This window comes from Paenibacillus sp. HGF5, assembly GCF_000204455.1.
In the GTDB taxonomy this organism is placed as follows: Bacteria; Bacillota; Bacilli; order Paenibacillales; family Paenibacillaceae; genus Paenibacillus_AQ; species Paenibacillus_AQ lautus_A.
In genome coordinates this window covers 38,170-56,859 of sequence record NZ_AEXS01000160.1, presented here as the reverse complement: position 1 = coordinate 56,859, position 18,690 = coordinate 38,170, and the positions used below count along the sequence as shown (strand labels likewise).

17 protein-coding genes are annotated in these 18,690 nt (G+C 53.9%); 14 read left to right on the top strand and 3 right to left on the bottom strand.

What is annotated here, in order from left to right; translation table 11 throughout:
- The first annotated feature begins 4 nt into the window (after positions 1 to 4).
- Positions 5 to 202, top strand: coding sequence for a YwbE family protein (locus HMPREF9412_RS26500; RefSeq protein WP_036673676.1), 198 nt, complete (start codon positions 5 to 7; stop codon positions 200 to 202).
- A 166-nt stretch (positions 203 to 368) separates the two neighbouring features.
- Positions 369 to 974, top strand: a complete 606-nt coding sequence (locus tag HMPREF9412_RS26495) for a hypothetical protein (RefSeq protein ID WP_036673675.1) — start codon at positions 369 to 371, stop codon at positions 972 to 974.
- A 57-nt stretch (positions 975 to 1,031) separates the two neighbouring features.
- Here HMPREF9412_RS26495 and HMPREF9412_RS26490 read toward each other — a convergent pair whose 3' ends face one another.
- Positions 1,032 to 1,394, bottom strand: a complete 363-nt coding sequence (locus HMPREF9412_RS26490; RefSeq protein ID WP_036673673.1) for a hypothetical protein — start codon at positions 1,392 to 1,394, stop codon at positions 1,032 to 1,034.
- A 75-nt stretch (positions 1,395 to 1,469) separates the two neighbouring features.
- Positions 1,470 to 1,955 (bottom strand): GAF domain-containing protein, encoded by a 486-nt coding sequence (locus HMPREF9412_RS26485; protein ID WP_009594877.1) that lies wholly within the window; start codon positions 1,953 to 1,955, stop codon positions 1,470 to 1,472.
- A 187-nt stretch (positions 1,956 to 2,142) separates the two neighbouring features.
- Between HMPREF9412_RS26485 and HMPREF9412_RS26480 the strand changes: the two genes are divergently transcribed.
- Positions 2,143 to 2,448: a hypothetical protein gene (locus tag HMPREF9412_RS26480; RefSeq protein WP_009594879.1), complete on the top strand. Its 306-nt coding sequence runs from the start codon at positions 2,143 to 2,145 to the stop codon at positions 2,446 to 2,448.
- An 84-nt stretch (positions 2,449 to 2,532) separates the two neighbouring features.
- Here the strand turns inward: HMPREF9412_RS26480 and HMPREF9412_RS26475 are convergent, their stop codons facing one another.
- Positions 2,533 to 3,603 carry an alpha/beta hydrolase gene (locus HMPREF9412_RS26475; RefSeq protein ID WP_009594935.1) on the bottom strand — a complete coding sequence of 357 codons (1,071 nt, stop codon included), beginning with the start codon at positions 3,601 to 3,603 and terminating at the stop codon, positions 2,533 to 2,535.
- A gap of 166 nt (positions 3,604 to 3,769) precedes the next feature.
- Here HMPREF9412_RS26475 and HMPREF9412_RS26470 point away from each other — a divergent pair, with 166 nt between their 5' ends.
- From HMPREF9412_RS26470 to HMPREF9412_RS26420, 11 genes are all read left to right on the top strand, one after another.
- Complete coding sequence (locus HMPREF9412_RS26470; protein ID WP_009594943.1) at positions 3,770 to 4,333, top strand: GNAT family N-acetyltransferase; 564 nt, start codon at positions 3,770 to 3,772, stop codon at positions 4,331 to 4,333.
- A 19-nt stretch (positions 4,334 to 4,352) separates the two neighbouring features.
- A complete protein-coding gene (locus HMPREF9412_RS26465; protein ID WP_009594898.1) occupies positions 4,353 to 5,111 on the top strand; it encodes an energy-coupling factor transporter transmembrane component T family protein in 759 nt (252 codons plus the stop codon).
- A gap of 125 nt (positions 5,112 to 5,236) precedes the next feature.
- Entirely contained in the window at positions 5,237 to 5,824 is a 588-nt protein-coding gene (locus tag HMPREF9412_RS26460; RefSeq protein WP_009594920.1) for an ECF transporter S component, read from the top strand.
- A gap of 4 nt (positions 5,825 to 5,828) precedes the next feature.
- A complete protein-coding gene (locus tag HMPREF9412_RS26455; RefSeq protein WP_009594917.1) occupies positions 5,829 to 7,463 on the top strand; it encodes an ABC transporter ATP-binding protein in 1,635 nt (544 codons plus the stop codon).
- 146 nt (positions 7,464 to 7,609) lie between these two features.
- A complete protein-coding gene (locus HMPREF9412_RS26450; RefSeq protein WP_009594909.1) occupies positions 7,610 to 9,124 on the top strand; it encodes an MDR family MFS transporter in 1,515 nt (504 codons plus the stop codon).
- 256 nt (positions 9,125 to 9,380) lie between these two features.
- Entirely contained in the window at positions 9,381 to 11,171 is a 1,791-nt protein-coding gene (locus HMPREF9412_RS26445) for a sensor histidine kinase (protein WP_009594938.1), read from the top strand.
- Positions 11,152 to 12,789: a response regulator gene (locus HMPREF9412_RS26440; protein WP_009594878.1), complete on the top strand. Its 1,638-nt coding sequence runs from the start codon at positions 11,152 to 11,154 to the stop codon at positions 12,787 to 12,789. Before HMPREF9412_RS26445 ends, HMPREF9412_RS26440 begins: the two co-directional genes overlap by 20 nt.
- A gap of 97 nt (positions 12,790 to 12,886) precedes the next feature.
- The gene (locus HMPREF9412_RS26435; RefSeq protein WP_009594933.1) at positions 12,887 to 14,572 is read left to right on the top strand and encodes an extracellular solute-binding protein; all 1,686 of its coding nucleotides are present in this window, start codon (positions 12,887 to 12,889) and stop codon (positions 14,570 to 14,572) included.
- A gap of 173 nt (positions 14,573 to 14,745) precedes the next feature.
- Positions 14,746 to 15,636: an ABC transporter permease gene (locus tag HMPREF9412_RS26430; protein ID WP_009594881.1), complete on the top strand. Its 891-nt coding sequence runs from the start codon at positions 14,746 to 14,748 to the stop codon at positions 15,634 to 15,636.
- Between the two features lie 21 nt (positions 15,637 to 15,657).
- The gene (locus HMPREF9412_RS26425) at positions 15,658 to 16,536 is read left to right on the top strand and encodes a carbohydrate ABC transporter permease (RefSeq protein WP_009594891.1); all 879 of its coding nucleotides are present in this window, start codon (positions 15,658 to 15,660) and stop codon (positions 16,534 to 16,536) included.
- A gap of 40 nt (positions 16,537 to 16,576) precedes the next feature.
- Positions 16,577 to 18,649, top strand: coding sequence for a beta-galactosidase (locus HMPREF9412_RS26420; protein WP_009594899.1), 2,073 nt, complete (start codon positions 16,577 to 16,579; stop codon positions 18,647 to 18,649).
- Positions 18,650 to 18,690: the final 41 nt, after the last annotated feature.

The following is an 18,690-nucleotide window of genomic DNA, read 5'->3' as shown; positions in this document are numbered from 1 at the left end:
GATGATGAACGGTGGGCAGCGTTCCAATATCAAACCGGGGCTTGAGGTTGATATCGTACTGAAGCAGGACCAGAGAACGGGCAAATTAACCCGCGGCGTGGTCAAAGATATTTTGACCAATTCGCCTAACCATCCGCACGGCATTAAAGTACGTCTTCAGGACGGCCAAGTGGGACGGGTAAAGAACATTTACGAGACATAACATTCGGGTGCAGTCCGAGACTGCGGCCATAGGCTGCGGGATATAGCAAACCATAAGCCGCATCCAAAACTTCGCAAATCTGAGGAGTTTTGGATGCGGCTTTTTTGCATTTCTATGCAACATTGCTCACAATCCATCCGTCTGGAGGTTGAGGTGAACAAAAAAGATGAGAAGATACCTTTATATGGGGTTTATCTTGGTGTTGATGTTAACGGGCTGCGCGAAGCAGGAGATGCAGGGGGCAGATCCGACTGGACCTTCATTGAATAAAGCTGCCAGGGGCAATCAGGCGGAAATGACCGACGGGGACTTCGTGTATCGACTCGTTAGCGAGAAAGAAGAGTATGAACAGGGAGATCAAGTTCAAGTATACGGGGAGCTGGAGTATATCGGCGAAGAGGATGAGATTACGATCGGCCATGCGGCCTCCGCTTTTTATTTCCCGATGAAAGAGCTCACAAGAGACTACAACATCAGTTATGCCATGAACGAGCCCTATATTACAACCAAGCTGAAAAAGGGCGAGCCGCTGCGCGAATATTACAAAATCGGCGGTGGATACGACAGTAGGGACGACAAGAAATTCAAAGATTTCATCCATTCGCTGAAGGATGGTTTTCCGGGCGGGCGCTACGTCGTCTACGGATCCGCGGATTTCGTGATTGATACCATGTCGCAGGACGCGAGTCATAGCGGCTCGAACGGGGAAGAGCCAAAGCGCTATAAGATACAAGCCGAGATCGAATTCGGCGTAAGCGAAGAGAAGAAATAAAACAAAAGGGGTAACCCGCAGATTCTATGAACCTGCGGGTTACCCCTCTTAGCATGCTTATTGGAAGCCTTGGCCTTGATGTGCGTTAGGAAAACCTTGTTGGCCGTAAGAAGGCTGAATATGCTGTGTTTGATTGTGGGCTTGTACGGAATACTCCACTTGTTTAACGATCTGGGAGATTTGCTGATACTGCTGCATCGCCTGTTGATGTCCTTGAAGGGCAGTTTGGATCATCTGCGCCGCTTGACGCTCACGCTGAGCGATTTCCTCGAGTCGGGCCGCATTTTGCTGCTCTTGCTGCATCAGCTGTTGGTACATAGCCGAACCCTGCTGCGTTTGCTGGGTCAGCTGCTGAAGAATTTGCTCGCACTGACGAATTTGCTGCGAAATTTGCGAGTTGTTGTTATTCATTGGATACATGGCGTGTATTCCTCCTAAGAATTGTGGTTTCAATCCTTGGTTAGTGTACGGAAGAATACGTCAAATCATCCTGAATTATAATGTGAGCTGGCCTTCCAATATATGGACAAATTCCTCCAAAAAGGCTTGATCCTCTTGGTCGAAGCGGTTCTTGAGCGGACTGTCGATATCCAGAACGCCATATAATGCGCCATCCACCATCATGGGCACCACAATCTCGCTGTTCGAAGCCGCATCGCAGGCAATGTGCCCCGGGAACTCATGTACGTCGGCTACAAGCAGTGTCTGCTGTTTAGCCGCAGCGGTTCCGCAAACTCCGCGATTCATGGGAATCCGGATGCAGGCGGGCAGTCCTTGGAATGGCCCGAGCACCAGCTCTTTGCCATCATAAAGATAGAAGCCGACCCAATTCGTATCGGACAGGAACTGCTTGAGCAGCGCAGATGCATTGGACAAGTTGGCAATGGCATTCGGCTCATCGTGGATAAGTGCTTTCAACTGATTCAGGACCTGGGCGTACTGCTCGCTCCTAGTGCCTTCATAGGGTGTGTTTTGAAACATTGGATATCCGCCCTTCCTTCATTTTTCGTTGATTCATTCACCTTAGTATAAGTATATGATATTCGTCAAGGGACAAGCCATGGGAAGAAAGGCTCCGGCGAATCCGGCTGATTCCTGACCATGTCGCAGGGGTAATGTATGACATGACCAGGTATCAATTCAATCAGGTGGAGGGAGAGAAGATCGAATGCGCGCAGACGTTCAGAATTTGTTTATCGGTATTCATATGCTCTATCACGCCCATGAGCGGGACCTTACGATCAGCGAGATGCAGCCCGAGCTGGAGCGTCATGGATATAAGGTCGGCGACCGGGAGGTTAAGCATGAACTCGAACGCTTGACCGAGGAGAACTTCCTGACGGCGCACGGTGAGGGGTACAGCCTCACGGGAGCCGGGATCGAGGAGTTCAAGGAAATCCAGATCAGGCTTAAGGAGCTTTGCGATGAAGTGCTTAAACCGGTGAACCCGAAAAAGGCCGATTCCATGGCGTAGGGCAGATAACAGCATAACAATTGAAAAAAGCCCCCGACTCACGCGGATTCAGCGTGCAGTTCGGGGGCTTTTTGAGCGGCCGTTCTATACTGTCTCAAGGGATCCGTCCAGCTCCAATTGGAAGGTGTTTTGGGCTGGCGCTGCTTCCGGCTGCGCTGCGCGGGCAGCTTCCGGCAGCGGTGCCTGGACGGGTTGATCTATATGTTCGCGAAGGAAAGAGTGCACGCCTTCCCGATATTGCTCGGGATCCACATGATAAGCGTTCGCATGGATTGCGCCTTCGATAAGAAGAAGTTTTTTCGGGTCCGGTTTGGCTTCGAACATCTCGATGCTCATTCGGGTAGGCACGTAATTATCCTTGGTGCCATGGATGAACATAACCGGAAGCATGCTGTTCCGAACAGCACGGATCGGGCTGACCTGATCGAGGCTGAACCCGGCTTTACGCCGAATTCTGGCGTTCACCCAGGACAGGAACGGCACGGAAGGGATTTTGTTGATGCGCGTGAGCTGATGCCGCATTAAATCCGTCAAATCGGAATACGGGCAATCCGCGATGACAAGCTTGACCTGCGGATCGGCAATGGATAAATACTCCAGCACGGTTCCGCCTCCCAGCGATTGTCCATGAAGCCCGATCGCCACGTCCTCGCCGTATTTGCGGGTAATCCAGCGCACCCACGCCTGCACGTCGTGTTTCTCATAATAACCGTAGGTGGTATAGCGACCTTCGCTTCGTCCATGCCGGCGCTGATCGATCAGTAGCACGTTGTAGCCCTCTTCCGTAAACAAATCAATGAATTGGGTGGATACGGCTCGCGAACCTGTATAGCCGTGGGCAAGAAGCATCCAGTGCTTGGAGCCGGGATTGTTTAGAATGGCTGCGCCGCACAGCTTCAACCCGTCAAAGCTGTTGATCGCCACCTCGTTCTTTTGAAGCGATTCATATTTCTCTCTGCTGTATAGTCCGGCTTTTTCCAGCACCGTGAACAGCTTGAGGTCATTCTTTACGCGCATCCGCGTAATCTGCAGATATCCGATTTGCGTAATGGCAGCGGCAATGACAACGACGGTGAACAGCAAGACAATCGCGATATACATACTCAGATGACTTCCTCCTTCTTCCGCACTGTACAAGGGAGCCGTGACAAGCATATTGACGGAAGCCTCCCGAATCCATCAATATATATACATCCAGCTCTAAGATGTTGATGGGGGACCAGGATACGGATTGATTTTCGCTATACTCTTTTATACACGCACATAGTATCACCGGAAACAGCCGATGCAAGTCAGTTTTTTTGCGAGGGGGTGGAATACCATGTTCAGATGCGAAGGAATCATTCCGGAAATGAAGGGGCGGCGGATCCGGCTGCGAAGGATGGAGACGGAGGATGCGGAAGCAATGCTGGGCTGTTGGTCCGATCCCGCCGTAACCGCCTTTCTGGATATGCCCGTCATGGATTCAGCCGAGGACGCAAAGGCACTGATTGAGTGGCTGCAACGGCTTGCCGAGCAGGACGAGGCCATTCGCTGGGGCATCGAGATCACCGAAACAGGCCAATTGATCGGCAGCTGCGGATTTAATATTTGGCAGCTGGAGGGTGCGTTCAAGGGCGAGTTTGGGTGTGAGCTGGCAAGCCGTTATTGGGGGAAGGGCTATATGACCGAGGCAGCCGAGCTGGTTGCGGCTTTCGGGTACGCGTCCATGGGACTAAACCGAATCGAGGCTTTCGTCGATTCGAGAAATGAGCGTGCATGCCGATGGTTTGCGATAAACGGTTATATGCGCGAAGGAGTGCTTCGCGATTATCGCCTTACGTCCGGCGGTTATGTCGATGCCGTCGTTTTTTCGCGATTGAGAAGAGATTGGAACACGCTATAAGAGAGGCAGTTGGTGGAATATGCTGATTCAATATGAGAAGGGCGGCACGCTTCTTCATCGATATGATCCTTTAAGCAAGTTGGTGATTCTGTTCTGTACAGCGGTAATCGCCATGCTGCTCGACCAAGCCTGGCAACAGGCATTGTTTCTCCTGTTATGCATCGGCCAAGCCCGATTCGCCGGCCGGGTGTCTTGCAAGCGTCTGTTGGGAGGGATCCGGCTCATTGCAATCGTTGCGGTACCCTACTTCATTCTGACCAGCTTGACGGTCCAAGGGGACACCGTATGGCTGCAGTGGGGGCCCATCACCCTGACGGTTGAGGCTCTGAACGCCGCGGGTGCCATGTCGCTCCGGATGTTTACGTTGTTTCTGACCTCGATGGCGTATATCTTGACGACGGATCCGAGAGAATTGGTTGCCGAGCTGACCAGACGTCTTCGAATCCCTTACCGGTTCGCGTTTGGCGTATCCGCTGCGCTGACCTTCATTCCGCTGTTGGAGGAGGAGGGTGCCCATATTCTGGCTGCCCAGCAGGTAAGGGGCCATCGACCGCCCAAGGGACTCGGAAGCCGCATCGGCTACGGATTGAAGTTTGTTTCGGCTGTCCTGCTTAATGCGCTGCGTCGTGTTCAGCAAACGGCGGGCGCAATGGAATCCAAAGGTTTTGGCGCATACCCGGACCGAACCTATCGCACAGAGGTTAACATTCCTTCATGGGCGGTCGCATCGGCAGTTATGTATGTACTGGCAACGGTTTTCGTGTGGTGGATTGCCTAAATTGTTAACCTAAATCAACAAGAAATGGGTTGACGTTATGAGCGGAAGTGTGCAAAATATGAAAAGAAGCGTTGACGAACGCTAGCACAGCCGCCGACGGCGGCTGGTATGAAGGAGGACTACCTTTGAATTCATCTACACAGAAAAAATGGTTTGCTTTTACGACCCAGGAGATTATCCTGATGGCAATGCTTGCTGCCGTTAATGCCGTTCTCACCGTATACATAGGGCCGGTTAACAAGCTGTTGAACAGTCTGGGCGGACCCATCGCCACTTCGACGACGACAGGAATCTACATGGTTTATGGACTCTTGGCTTACTACATCATTCGTAAACCGGGAACGGCGGTTGTCACGTTTGCCATCGGCGGCACGATTCAGGCTCTGACCGGTACGGTATACGGCATTGCTTCGTGTTTCGTGGCCGCAGGCTGCTACATGATCGTGGCGGAGACGATTTTCGCGATCTACCGATACAAAAAGTGGAGCGCCGGCGCTCTAATGCTGGTTGGCGGGGCGATGGTACCGCTCTGGTTCCTGTTCGCGGCCAACATGTTCGGGTATACGTCCTGGCCGATCGAAGTGCTTGGCATTGCGGTGGTGGTGCGTATTCTGAGCGGCGTTCTCCTCTGCGGCCTGTTAACCAAGGTTTTAGGAGAGGCGTTAGTGAAGACGGGCCTGCTTCGCCGTTTCGCCGTCGCCGTTAAGGGATAGCCCGATGTCGGGAACTAGGGTGTCATGCCGGGGACTGGGATTTTTATATGACGGAGAGGAACGTCCGGTTATCCACGATATGAATCTGGACATAGCGGAGAACGATTGGGTCGCGATTCTTGGTGCCAGCGGCAGCGGGAAGTCGACGCTGTGCCAGCTGCTATGCGGCCTTCTTCCGCGGAGCGGCGGAGGCGCAAGAACGGGGGAAGTGCTGCTGGACGGCATGGATCCTGCAGCGGCGCCGATAGCCGACGTAGCCGATGCGGTCGGGGTGCTGTTTCAGGATCCGGATGCCCAGCTCGTTCAAGGGATCGTCGAGGACGAAGCGGCCTTCGGTCCTGAAAATATGCGGGTTCCGCCCGCGGAAATCGAGGAGCGGGTGGTGCAGTCCCTTGCGGCGGTCGGGCTGCTTCACCGCCGGACCGATCCGGTGCGCAGCCTGTCTGGCGGACAGCGGCAGCGCACGGCCTTGGCCGCGGTGCTGGCGCTGCGCCCGCGGCTCTTCGTCTTCGACGACGCCTGCGCCAGCCTGGATGCCGCGGCGCAGGCGAACTTCCTGCAGCTGTGCCATAAGCTGCAGGCGGAGGGCCGGACGCTGATCACCGCGTCCGGCCGCTTTGACGATGTCGCGCGCGCCGCGGGGCGCGTCATCGTCCTGGACGGCGGGACCGTCGTGATCGACGGGCCGCCGGAGGAGCTGCTGCACCGCTGCGGGGAGCAGCTGGTGCAGCTGGGCTTGCTGCCTCGGCCCGCAGGCGAGGCAGCGGGTGCCGCCGCCGGGGACAAGCCTGTCCCGGCAACAATGCCCCCGCATCCGGCAGCGCGCCATGCGGAATTGCCGGTCCCCGCGGGTTCCGCGCCTGCGGCGGTATCCCATCATGCGGGCAAGCCGGTCCCTGCAGGTTCCGCGCCTGTGGCGGTCCCACCTGCGGAAGGCGCCAGGCTGTCTGCCGTCCCCCCGCTGCTCCGGATCGATTCGCTGACGTTTGCGTACCCCGGCGGCCGGGAGGCGCTGCGCGATATCGATGCGAAGATTGATCCCGGCGACTGGGTGCTCCTGACCGGCGAGAACGGGTCGGGCAAAACAACGCTCAGCCGCCTGATCATGGGCCTGCTGCCGGCTCCGGCAGGCAGCATACGCTGGCAAGGGGAGGATACGAAGGGAATGGCCGTCTACCGCAGGGCCGAGTTGATCGGCTACGTGTTCCAGCAGCCGGAATATATGTTTACGGCCCCGAATGTATGGGAGGAGCTGATCTACAGCCTCCATGGCGGGATGTCCGTGAAGAAGCGACCGGAGCTGACGGCCGGCCAGCAGCAGCGGGCGAGGTTTCTGTTAGAGATGGCGGGACTTACGGATCGGCTTCAAATGTCTCCTTATTTGCTTAGTCAGGGCGAGAAGCGTCTCTTAAGCATCATCAGCCAATTGATGCTGGAAAGACCGCTGTATATCCTGGACGAGCCGACCTCGGGAATGGACTATGCCGCCATCGATAAAGTAACCGAGCTGTGCCATTATGTCATCGGGGGAGGCTCGGCCGTCCTGATGATCACGCACGATCCCGAACTCATGAAGCGGCATGCCACTTCCCGTATTCATCTACGGAGCGGGAAAATGTCTGTGCAACCAACGCGGTAACCTTTATAATAGAAATGTTACATGATGTGAAAGCGCTCCTGGTATCGGGAGGCGCTTTTATGCTGTTGGCCCCGGTTTTATCCTAATAGGATCGGCAGGGACAGGAGTCATGCCGGGGCCGTCTAGAGTAAAGGGGACGAAGGAACGTGGGTGTATTAAGACAAGACAAACGCAGTTATATCCTGGTCGGTATTCTGTTATCCACCTTTATGGCTGCGATCGAGGGAACGGTTGTCGGCCCGGCGGGTCCGGCCATTATCAGCAGCTTCGGCAGCGTAAGCCTGATGAGCTGGATTTTTACGGCCTATCTGCTGACGATGGCCGTTACGACGCCGATATTCGGTAAAATAAGCGATTTATATGGACGCAAGCCCGTATTTTTATACGGCTCGCTGATCTTTCTCGTAGGCTCATTGCTGTGCGGGCTGTCGCAGAACATGACGCAGCTGATCATTTTCAGGGCAATCCAAGGGATCGGGGCCGGCGCGGTGATTCCGGTGACCTTCACGATTGTCGGAGACATTTACAATCTGGAGGAACGAGGGAAGATTCAGGGGATGATCAGCTCCGTTTGGGGAATTTCCTCGCTGATCGGACCGCTGCTTGGCGGGTATTTCGTGGATTACTTGTCCTGGCACTGGATCTTTGTTTTTAATGTTCCGTTCGGGCTGTTATCGATATGGCTGATTTTCCGTTATTTCAAAGAGGAGCGCACCGCCCGCGAAGTATCGATCGATTACGGGGGAGCGGCCCTGTTTACCGTGGGGATGACGGCGCTGCTGTTTGCGCTCGCGGTAGGCGGCGGAGAGGGCTATTCCTGGACTTCTCCGTTCATGCTCGGTCTGCTGATCGGTTCCGTGGTGCTGCTCGCAGCGTTCCTGGTGGTGGAGGGCAGGGTGAAGGAGCCGATGCTGCCGCTCCATCTGTTCAAGATCCGGGATATTACGGTATCGACGGTAGCCAATATTCTGGTAAGTGCGCTTATCATCGGGTTGACCACGTATTTGCCGCTGTGGATCCAAGGCGTTCGTGGCGGCAACGCCACCTTGTCGGGCTTGACGCTGGCCCCGATGTCGATCGGATGGCTGATCGGATCGATCATCAGCGGTCGCCTGATCGTTAAATCCGGTTCCCGGAAAACGGCGATGATCGGCGTCGTGCTCCTCATAATCGGAGCGGTGGGATTGGCGTTCATGCATAAGGATACGGCGCTGGGCGTGCTGCTGGTCTTTACGTTCATTTATGGCGTCGGCTTCGGTTACATCTCCACCTTGTTTCAGATCATTGCGCAATCCTCGGTCGGCTATGAGGTTCGCGGAGCTTCCACGGCGCTGAACTCCTTCATCCGGACGTTTGGTCAAACCGTGGGCGTAGCGGTGTTCGGATTATGGGTCAATGCGGGAATCGCGGGCAGGCTTGCTGCTGAGCCGGAAGCGGCCGGCATTACCAGCGACGACATTAACAAGTTGCTCTCCCCGCATGGAATGGCCGAATTGCCGGAAGGGTCAGGCAGCCTGCTGAGCGGAATACTGGAGGGAAGCCTCAATTCCCTGTTCGTGGTAATGACCGTGATGGCGGTGATCTGTATGTTGATCGTGGCCGCCTTCCGCAATGCGCCCCCTGAACCGGAGGCGGGAGAGGAAAAACCTTCAGGCCATTGATCGCTGGACTCATGTAAGACATATATTTCATAATAAAAATTTAACAGGACCACGGTCTCTTTGAGGCCGTGATCCTGTTTTTTGTTGGTTGCGCTCTATGTGGGCTGCGCAAACGTCCAATGTCGTAGCAATCCCTTCGAAAGTGCCCGAAATCTTGTCTTTATGCCCTACACGGCACAGGGCAAACTCCGATATAATAAACATATTTCGCTATAAATGATATCTCACACTACATAAACCAAGGGGCTGCCGATGTATGTCCAAATTTAATCTGTTCCGAAAAATCGTCCTGTTCATTTTTCTGATGTTGATTCCGATTGTCGGCCTCTATTTCTATTCGAACCAAACCACGACGAACGTGCTCAGCAAGGAGCTCAGCCAATCGAATACGAACCAGCTTGTCTTTTTTCAGAATCAGGTGAATACCAATATCGATATTTTGGCATCGTGGCCGAATTTGCTCCTGCATGACCCGGACATCTCAAGCTTTCGGGATATCTATTTGCAGGATAAGTATCTGAACCTGGACGCGATTAACCTGGTGAAGCAAATTCAGACAAAGCTGAGCATTCAGGAGAGCTCTTCGAACTGGCGCAGCCATTTGGCCATTTATTCTCCGTCCCTCGGGCGGGTGGTCACCGAAAGCGATGCCGGTTTTTATTCGCCCGAGGAGCTTGCGGAGGACGTGAAGCCGGGCTGGCAGGTCACTCCTTATTACGAGGGGAGCGACCGGCGCTTCCTGTTTGTCTGGTATTCGGTGGCCCCGTATTCCACCCAGCATCATACGCGCAAGTCGAATACCGTGATCAAGGTTGAATTCGACAGCACCAACATCCAGGATATGCTGGACCGCTTTAAGAGCGACGGAAGGAGCGATCCGTTCTACTATAAACCGGATTCGGGCGTGATCTATAACCGTACCGCGGACCGGGAACTGATTAACCATATGATGGCGGAGCTGGATCGGGAGCCGCTCGAAGACGTGGAGAATCGCGTGAAGGAAGTGGACGGCAAAACCTATTCGGTCAGCATTGCGTTATCGGAAACGACCGGATGGTATTTGATCGACTATATTCCGCTATCGGACATTATGAAGCCGATCCATACGTCGAACAGGCTCTTTTATATTTCGATCGCCGCATTGCTCCTGATGAGCTGCCTCGCCGCATACCTGCTGTATTCCCAGGTTCAGGTTCCGATCAAGCAGCTGGTTTATGTGTTCCGAAGGCTGCAAGCCGGAGATTACGGGGTGAGGATGAAGGTAGCGGGCCGTAACGAGTTCAGTTTTCTGGCCACGAGATTCAATTCGATGGTGGAGCAGATTCAGGAGCTGTTCGAGCATGTTTACATGGAGAAGATCCATGTCAGGGAAGCGAAGCTGAAGCAGCTGCAGTCCCAGATCAATCCCCATTTCTTCTACAATTGCTTCTCGTTTATTACCAGCATGGCGAAGCTTCGGAAATACGAAGCCGTTGTGGCGATGTCGCACAGCTTGTCCCGGTATTTCCGCTATACCACGCGTCAGGAACGAGAACTGGTTCCCTTATCGGACGAGATGGAGTTCGTTACGCATTATCTGGAAATCCAGCAGATGCGGATGAGGCGTCTCCAATATCATCTCGATTTGACGGAGGAAGCGGAAGGCATGGAGATCCCACCGCTGGTTATTCAGCCCTTGGTGGAGAATGCCGTGCTCCATGGCATTGAACCTCACTCGGGCGACGGTGAAATCAGGGTAACCTTCCGGATTGTGAACGGTCTGGCCTGCATTCAAGTGGATGATAACGGGATCGGCATGAACGGGCAGAAGCTGGCCGAGCTGGAGGCCCGGCTGAACAGGCCGATGGATCAGGAGATGGGCTGCGGCGTCTGGAATGTTCACCAGCGCATGCGGCTGCGTTATGGCGAAGAAGCCGGCCTGCGGTTTGCGGCATCTCCGCAAGGCGGCGTACGGGCTGTACTTTACTGGCCATTGCCGGAACGCTTGGGAAGAATCAATCAAAGTCAGCGAAGGGGGCACAGAGTCGATGAATATCTTATTGGTTGATGACGAGAGTTATGTGACGGAAAGTTTATATCAGACCATACCATGGCGAGAGCTGGATATTGAAGAAGTGTATCAGGCTTCGTCCGCCCTGGAGGCGATCGACCTGCTGGAGGAGCAGGACATCGATGTGGTGGTTACGGATGTTCGGATGCCAGTGATGACCGGTCTGGAGCTGATGGAGACCATAACCGAGCGTTGGACGCATATCCGCTGCATTTTACTTACGGGTTATTCGGATTTTGAATATGCCAAGCAGGCGGTTCGGCTGCAGGCATCCGATTACATTTTGAAGCCGGTGGACGATGGTGAATTCATGCGGAGCGTGAGCTCCGCCTTGGCGTCGATCAAGGAGGAGCGGAAGGAGCTCGGGCACTACCATCAGCTGATGTACAGCCGCAAATCGGATCTCGGCATTCTGCGAAACAGCCTCATGCATGATCTATTGCTCGGACGCGAGATGCCGCGACATTCGCTTGATCATAAGCTTCATGAATATGAAATTCCGCTCCGAACAGACCAGCGGACGATCATGCTGCTGATCCAGCTAGGGCAGAGGTTTACGGGAATGGACGACTATTCGATGGGCCTGATGGAATATGCCATCGGCAACATTGCTGAGGAGGTATTTGCCGAGCTACTTCATGTGTGGTCCTGCAAAACGCCGCATCATTGTTTGATTCTATTGGCTCAGCCCAAGAGAGTGCCGAACGCTGGAAATATGGAAGCATTCGCGGATTCCCGCGAAATGAAACGGTACATAACCCAGTTTCAACAGGATGTGGGCAGTTATTTGAAGGGAAGCATTTCAGTTTTCGTGTCAGGCTCGTTTGATTTTCCGGGGGAACTGGGATCCGTTTACCGGTCGGGATTAAGCTCGCTTTACCTCTGGGGAAACGGAGATCATGAAGCTGTCCGGTTCGCCGAGGACCATGATGACCGGCTGCATGAGCCTGTATGGGACGTTACCCAGGCGTTTGCAAAGCCGCCCAGCCTGCTGCATCTGCTGGAAACAAGGCAGTGGGATGCCGCCCGGGACAAAATAGAACAAGTCTTTACAGAAGTTGAAACCGCATTCATTGGGCAGACGGCTTTGTATGAAATATTTTTATCGGTTGCGAATGCCTATATGTACGTTGCTCACAAGCAGGGGCATTACATTCATCAGCTGGACCAGGCCGGCTGGGACCCCTTATATATTCAGAAGGTGGTTCAGTCGGCTGCCAAGCTGCGCTCCTGGTCGCTTGATATGCTGAATAAACTTCAGAATATCTCGTCCGAACAGGAGACAACGAGCAAGAGCCATATCATCAAACAGGTCCAGGAGATGGTGACTGCCGATTCGGGTCACGACCTGTCCGTCAAGACGATTGCGGACAAGGTATTCCTGCATCCGGTATATTTATCCAAGATTTATAAGAGCGAAACCGGAGAGGGACTCGGCGATTATATCATCCGCAAGCGAATGGAGCGGGCTTTATATCTGCTGAAGCATACGAACAAGAAGATTTATGAAATTACCGCTGAGCTCGGATACCAGAATCCGCAGTATTTCAGCAAGATGTTCCGGAAGCACTACGGAATGACCCCGAACGAATACAGAGACCAAGGATGTTGCTAAAGGTGCAGAAATCTTCGATTCGTGACATAGGATGCGGCTGCCGGCCCCTCTATAATTAAACATGTAATCCATAAGGTGGTAGAAGGGGGATATAACGATGACCGCTAGAAGAAAGAAATGGTTTCCGATCCTGGCCGCGTCCTTGCTCCTGGCCGGATCCTTGGCCGGATGCTCCGGCGGCGAGCCGAAACCGGAAGCGGCGCAGCAGCCGGCCGAATCCAAAACTGAAAACGTCTACAAAGAGAAATACGATCCGGAAGTTACGATAACGACGGTGTGGGGCGTCGATCCGACGCTGCAATTCAAGAATGGAGAAACGATCGAGAACAACGTGGCTACGAAGTGGGCCAAGGAGAAGTTTGGCATCAACATCAAATCGCTGTGGTCCATTACGGATACCAACGGCGCTTTTGCAACCAAGCTGCGGCTGGCCATGTCCTCCGGTCAGGAGATGCCGGATATCGTCACGCTCGGCACCGAAAATCAGCAGCTGGCCCAGGATTTGATCGATTCCGGCATGTTTGCCGAGGTCGGCACGCTGTTTGACCAGTATGCATCGGAAACGTGGAAGAACGCGATGAATCTGGATCCCAATGTGTGGAATCAGTACAGCCGGGACGGTAAGCGAATGGGGCTTCCGGTACTGGATTTTGCCTACAATCACGACTATGTATTATGGATCCGGCAGGATTGGCTGGACAAGCTGGGGATGAACGCGCCGAAGACGATGGATGAGCTTGAGCAGGTGATGGATGCTTTCAAGAACCAGAACCCGTCCGGTCTTGCTCCAGATAAAGTCACGCCGCTGAGCATCGGCTTCAAAACGTCCATGAGCACCTGGATGGGCGATCCGTCGTGGATATTCGGCGCTTATGGAACGCTGCCGCAGCAGTGGAACGTCGCTGAGGACGGGAGCCTGGAATACGGCTCGGTCCATGCGGGCATGAAGCAGGGCTTGGTGAAGCTGAACGAGTGGATGAATAAAGGATACATTCCGAAGGAAGCCGCACTGTGGGATGAGAACAAAACCGCGGAGCCGGCTGTAGCCGGAACGGCCGGCATCATTCCGGGGCCTTACTGGATGAGCGGCTGGCCGCTGATCGATACCGTGAAGAATGCGCCGGAAGCCGTCTGGAAGCCTGTGCAGATTCCCTCTGGCCCTGACGGCATTGCGATGCGCCATGGAACGCAGTATACGAACGGCGTTACCCTGATCCATAAAGATATGGAGCATCCTGAAGCCTTCTTCACGTATCAAAACTACCTGTTCGATAACTTTGCCGTATCCAAGGAAGGCGGCGAATTTGCCAACGGGCTGTTCGAGGGCTACGACTTCGAGCTCGATGCCAATGGCGAAATGGTGCCCAACGATCAGATCCAAGGCGGTTACGTCAATGTCGTCCGTTACTTGCTGGTCCGCGACGGTGCCCGCATTCCGGACGAGCAGATGAAAGCGCTGCTGAAGCTGGCGAAAGGCGGGAAGCCGGAGAGCCGCCTCGAAAAGGACGTGGCGGTCAACTATGGCAAGGATACGCCTGCCGCTGCGGAAGTGCTGCTCTCCCAAGAGGAGATCTCCAAGAAGAACATGTTTACGGGACCTGTAACCGCCACCATGAAATCGAAGTGGGACTATCTCCTCAAGATTGAGAACCAAACCCTGAACGAGATCATTTATGGCAAACAGCCCGTTGAATCGTTTGATACGTTTGTGGAAACTTGGAAAGCCGGAGGCGGGGAACAGATCACCAAAGAGGTTAACGAATGGTATCAAAGCGTGAAGTAGTTGTGGTTACCGAGTAATGAAGGGCGGCCTGTCTAGGGCCGTCCTTTTTGTTCCATGAGAGACGCTGCAAATTGATTGCTATCGTGCCATGAATATTGGTTTTGTGGGCTACTGCGCCCTAGGGGACGGGTCCTATAATCAAGAGGTAGATTGATTTAACAGGAGGATCTTGGATGAAGAGGATGAAAAAAACATGGCCTTTCCACGTCATGCTGCTGCCGGCCCTTATCTGTCTGTTCTTGTTCAGTTATTTGCCGATGGGCGGCATCATTATGGCTTTTCAGGACTATAAGCCGTGGGAGGGCGTTGGCGGCTCCGCATGGGTGGGCTTGGACAATTTCCGATACTTGTTTGAAAGGCAGGACAGCATGCAGGTCATATGGAACACCTTTGTCATCGCGGTGATGAAAATCGTGTTCAATCTGCTGATTCCGTTCGTGTTTGCCATTCTGCTGAATGAAATCCGAAAAACGGCGCTTCAGCGGAGCATCCAAACGATGGTGTATTTGCCGCACTTTTTGTCCTGGGTCATCCTGGGCGGAATTTTGATCGAAATGCTTGCCGTGGACGGCTTTGTCAACCGAATTCTGGGGGCTGTCGGCATCGATCCGATCTTTTTTCTCGGTGACAATAACTGGTTCCGGTTCACGGTGATCGTATCCGACGTTTGGAAGGAGTTTGGCTACAATACGATTGTATTTCTGGCTGCACTGGCCGGCGTTAGCCCGACCCTGTACGAAGCCGCGGAAATCGATGGAGCGGGACGCCTGAAACAAACGCTTCATATCACGATTCCTTCCATGATTCCCATCACGATCGTTGTCGGGACATTGGCGCTCGGCAACATCCTGAATGCCGGGTTTGACCAAATCTTCAACCTGTACAATCCGCTGGTATACGAGAAAGGCGATATCATCGATACCTTTGTATACCGAACAGCGATCCTGAATGGCGAGATGGGGTTCGGAACGGCCATCGGCTTGTTCAAATCCGTGATCAGCATGGTCCTTATTCTCGTATCCTATCGGCTGGCCTACAAGTGGGCGGGCTACCGTATATTCTAGCAGAGCGAAAGAGGGAGAGCCATGTACCATAAAACGATGGAATACCGCATATTTAACGTGTTTAATACCTGCTTGCTTGTCGCGCTGGCCATTCTCTGCATCATACCGCTGCTTCATGTGCTGGCGATTTCGTTCAGCTCCAAAGCCGCTGCCGACGCCAGTCTGGTGGGATTATGGCCGGTCGATTTTTCGCTGGAAGCTTACAAGAAAACGATCAATAACCCGGCATTTCTACACTCGATCTGGATTTCGATTGCACGTACCGTACTGGGAACGGCTTTGACGCTTGCCGTGACGTTTCTGGCCGCATATCCGCTGTCCAAAGAGAACCGCGTCTTCCGCAGCCGCAGTGTTTATTCCTGGCTGTTTGTGTTCAGCATGGTGTTCAATGGCGGCCTGGTGCCGTTCTATATCGTGATTCAGAAGCTGGGCCTGATTAACTCCTTCTGGGTGCTGGTGATTCCCGGCACGGTGAATACCTTTTTGGTGATCCTGATGCTGAACTTCTTCAGGGGAATTCCGAAAGAACTGGAGGAAGCGGCTTTCATCGATGGAGCCGGACATTTCAAAACGCTGTTTAAGATTTATTTGCCGATCTCGCTGCCCTCGATTGCCACGATTGCGCTGTTCAGCATGGTATTCCACTGGAACTCATGGTTTGACGGGCTGCTGTATCTGAACAATGCCAAGGATTTCCCGCTGGCGACCTTTCTGCAGACGGTCATTATCCAGCGGGACATGAGCTCGATGAGCATGAGCCCGAAGGAGATGGAGCTGTTGTCCCAGACGACGGTGAATGCCGCACAGATCTTTATCGGCGCGGCGCCCATCCTGCTGGTTTATCCTTTTTTGCAGCGTTTTTTCGTTAAAGGGATGACGCTGGGTTCTGTCAAAGAATAAGACATGCGATTCTATCAGGAAACAGGAGGTTTAACTTACTATGAAACGAACGTTTAATCCGATTAGCTCGCGCGTTCCGCACATGCTGCATGGCGCCGATTATAATCCGGAGCAATGGCTCCGTTATCCCGAAGTGCTCGAAGAGGATATCCGGCTGATGAAGCTGGCGAATTGCAACGTGATGTCCGTCGGCATATTTTCATGGGTTTCATTGGAGCCCGAGGAAGGGGTATTCACCTTCGATTGGCTTGACGGCGTATTGGACCGCTTTGCCGCCAATGGCATTTATGCTTTTCTGGCTACGCCAAGCGGCGCAAGACCGGCCTGGATGTCGGAGAAGTATCCCGAGGTGCTGCGCGTAAGCGAGAGGCGCGTCCGTAACCTGCACGGCTTCCGTCATAATCACTGTTATACTTCGCCGGTCTATCGGGAGAAGGTCCATACGATCAACAGGAAGCTTGCGGAGCGGTACGGCAACCATCCGGCCGTGATCGGCTGGCATATCTCGAACGAGTTTGGCGGCGATTGCCACTGCGACTACTGTCAGGACGCATTCCGGTCTTGGCTGCAGGCGAAGTACGCCACGCTAGATGACCTCAACCATGCCTGGTGGACCGCATTCTGGAGTCATACGATTACGAATTGGAGCCAGGTTGAATCTCCGTCGCCACACGGGGAGACGCAGGTACATGGAATGAACCTGGATTGGAGACGGTTCGTAACCGATCAGACGGCGGATTTCATCCGGCATGAAATAGAACCTCTCCGCAGGGTCAATCCATCCCTTCCGGTTACGACCAACCTGATGGAATATTTTGAAGGACTGAATTATTGGAAATTTGCCGATCTGCTGGACGTGGTGTCGTGGGACAGCTATCCGACCTGGCATGACCAGGGCGGGGATGAGGCCGTGCAGGCAGCCCGCGTTGCCATGATGCACGATATCATCCGTTCGATCAAAGGCGGACAGCCTTGGATGCTGATGGAGAGCACGCCAAGTCTGACGAACTGGCAGCCAGTAAGCAAGCTGAAGCGTCCGGGTATGCATTTGCTGTCTTCCATGCAAGCCGTTGCCCATGGTTCGGATACGGTGCAGTATTTTCAATGGCGCAAGAGCAGGGGATCGAGCGAGAAGCTGCACGGCGCCGTCGTTGATCATGTCGGTCATGAACGCACCCGGGTGTTCGGCGATGTGGCTGAGGTCGGGGACTATCTCAAGAGGATGGATGCCGTTGTAGGCACGGGCATTCCGGCGGAAGCGGCCGTCATTTTTGATTGGGAGAACCGCTGGGCCATCAACGATGCGCAAGGTCCGCGGAACAAGGGAGTCAAGTATGAGGAGACCGTGCAGGAGCATTACCGTGCTTTATGGAAGCAGGGAGTCCCGATCGATGTCATCGATATGGAGCAGGACTTCTCCGGATATAAACTTTTGGTCGCACCCATGCTGTATATGGTGCGCCCAGGCGTGGGCGAACGGATTCAACAATTTGTGGAAGCGGGCGGTACGTTTGTTGCAACGTATTGGTCGGGAATCGCCGACGAGTTTGACCTTTGCTTCCTTGGCGGATTTCCGGGTCCCCTGCGTAAGACGCTCGGCATATGGTCGGAGGAAATCGATGCTCTCCATGATCACGATGTCAATGGGATCGTAACGAATGACGCAGGGGGGCTTGGCTTGGCGAAAGCCTATGAAGCCGTTGAGCTGTGCGACCTTATTCATCTGGAGACGGCGGAGGCGCTGGCCGTTTACCGGTCCGATTTCTATGCGGGACGGCCAGCATTGACGGTCAATCAGCTTGGGAAGGGCCGAGCCTATTATATCGCCTCCCGGAACAAGGAGCCTTTTCATTCCGATTTTTACAGGAAGCTCGTTGAACAGACAGGCGTCCGCCGGGCGCTGCCGGTGGAGCTGCCTTCGGGCGTAAGCTCATCCCTTCGTACGGATGGAGAGTCAGATTACATTTTTGTGATGAACTTCTCTGGCGAAGCGAAGCGGGTCACGCTGGACGGGGCCGAGTACCGTGATTTAATCTCGGGCGAAGCCCTAGGGGCAGAGCTAGGGTTGGCGCCTTACGGAGTGAAGGTGATCAAAAAAGGGGCGAGTGCGTAAGCCGGCTCAGCCTTCCATGTTCCGATTCGTTTCAAAACATG

What these genes read in the sequence shown, in the direction of transcription:
- HMPREF9412_RS26445 (WP_009594938.1), top strand. Translation starts at nt 9,381, where the DNA reads ATGTCCAAATTTAATCTGTTCCGAAAAATCGTCCTGTTCATTTTTCTG.
- HMPREF9412_RS26440 (WP_009594878.1), top strand. Translation starts at nt 11,152, where the DNA reads ATGAATATCTTATTGGTTGATGACGAGAGTTATGTGACGGAAAGTTTA.
- HMPREF9412_RS26420 (WP_009594899.1), top strand. Translation starts at nt 16,577, where the DNA reads ATGAAACGAACGTTTAATCCGATTAGCTCGCGCGTTCCGCACATGCTG.
- HMPREF9412_RS26470 (WP_009594943.1), top strand. Translation starts at nt 3,770, where the DNA reads ATGTTCAGATGCGAAGGAATCATTCCGGAAATGAAGGGGCGGCGGATC.
- HMPREF9412_RS26485 (WP_009594877.1), bottom strand. Translation starts at nt 1,955, where the DNA reads ATGTTTCAAAACACACCCTATGAAGGCACTAGGAGCGAGCAGTACGCC.
- HMPREF9412_RS26475 (WP_009594935.1), bottom strand. Translation starts at nt 3,603, where the DNA reads ATGCTTGTCACGGCTCCCTTGTACAGTGCGGAAGAAGGAGGAAGTCAT.
- HMPREF9412_RS26465 (WP_009594898.1), top strand. Translation starts at nt 4,353, where the DNA reads ATGCTGATTCAATATGAGAAGGGCGGCACGCTTCTTCATCGATATGAT.
- HMPREF9412_RS26495 (WP_036673675.1), top strand. Translation starts at nt 369, where the DNA reads ATGAGAAGATACCTTTATATGGGGTTTATCTTGGTGTTGATGTTAACG.
- HMPREF9412_RS26455 (WP_009594917.1), top strand. Translation starts at nt 5,829, where the DNA reads ATGTCGGGAACTAGGGTGTCATGCCGGGGACTGGGATTTTTATATGAC.
- HMPREF9412_RS26490 (WP_036673673.1), bottom strand. Translation starts at nt 1,394, where the DNA reads ATGTATCCAATGAATAACAACAACTCGCAAATTTCGCAGCAAATTCGT.
- HMPREF9412_RS26480 (WP_009594879.1), top strand. Translation starts at nt 2,143, where the DNA reads ATGCGCGCAGACGTTCAGAATTTGTTTATCGGTATTCATATGCTCTAT.
- HMPREF9412_RS26430 (WP_009594881.1), top strand. Translation starts at nt 14,746, where the DNA reads ATGAAGAGGATGAAAAAAACATGGCCTTTCCACGTCATGCTGCTGCCG.
- HMPREF9412_RS26425 (WP_009594891.1), top strand. Translation starts at nt 15,658, where the DNA reads ATGTACCATAAAACGATGGAATACCGCATATTTAACGTGTTTAATACC.
- HMPREF9412_RS26500 (WP_036673676.1), top strand. Translation starts at nt 5, where the DNA reads ATGAACGGTGGGCAGCGTTCCAATATCAAACCGGGGCTTGAGGTTGAT.
- HMPREF9412_RS26435 (WP_009594933.1), top strand. Translation starts at nt 12,887, where the DNA reads ATGACCGCTAGAAGAAAGAAATGGTTTCCGATCCTGGCCGCGTCCTTG.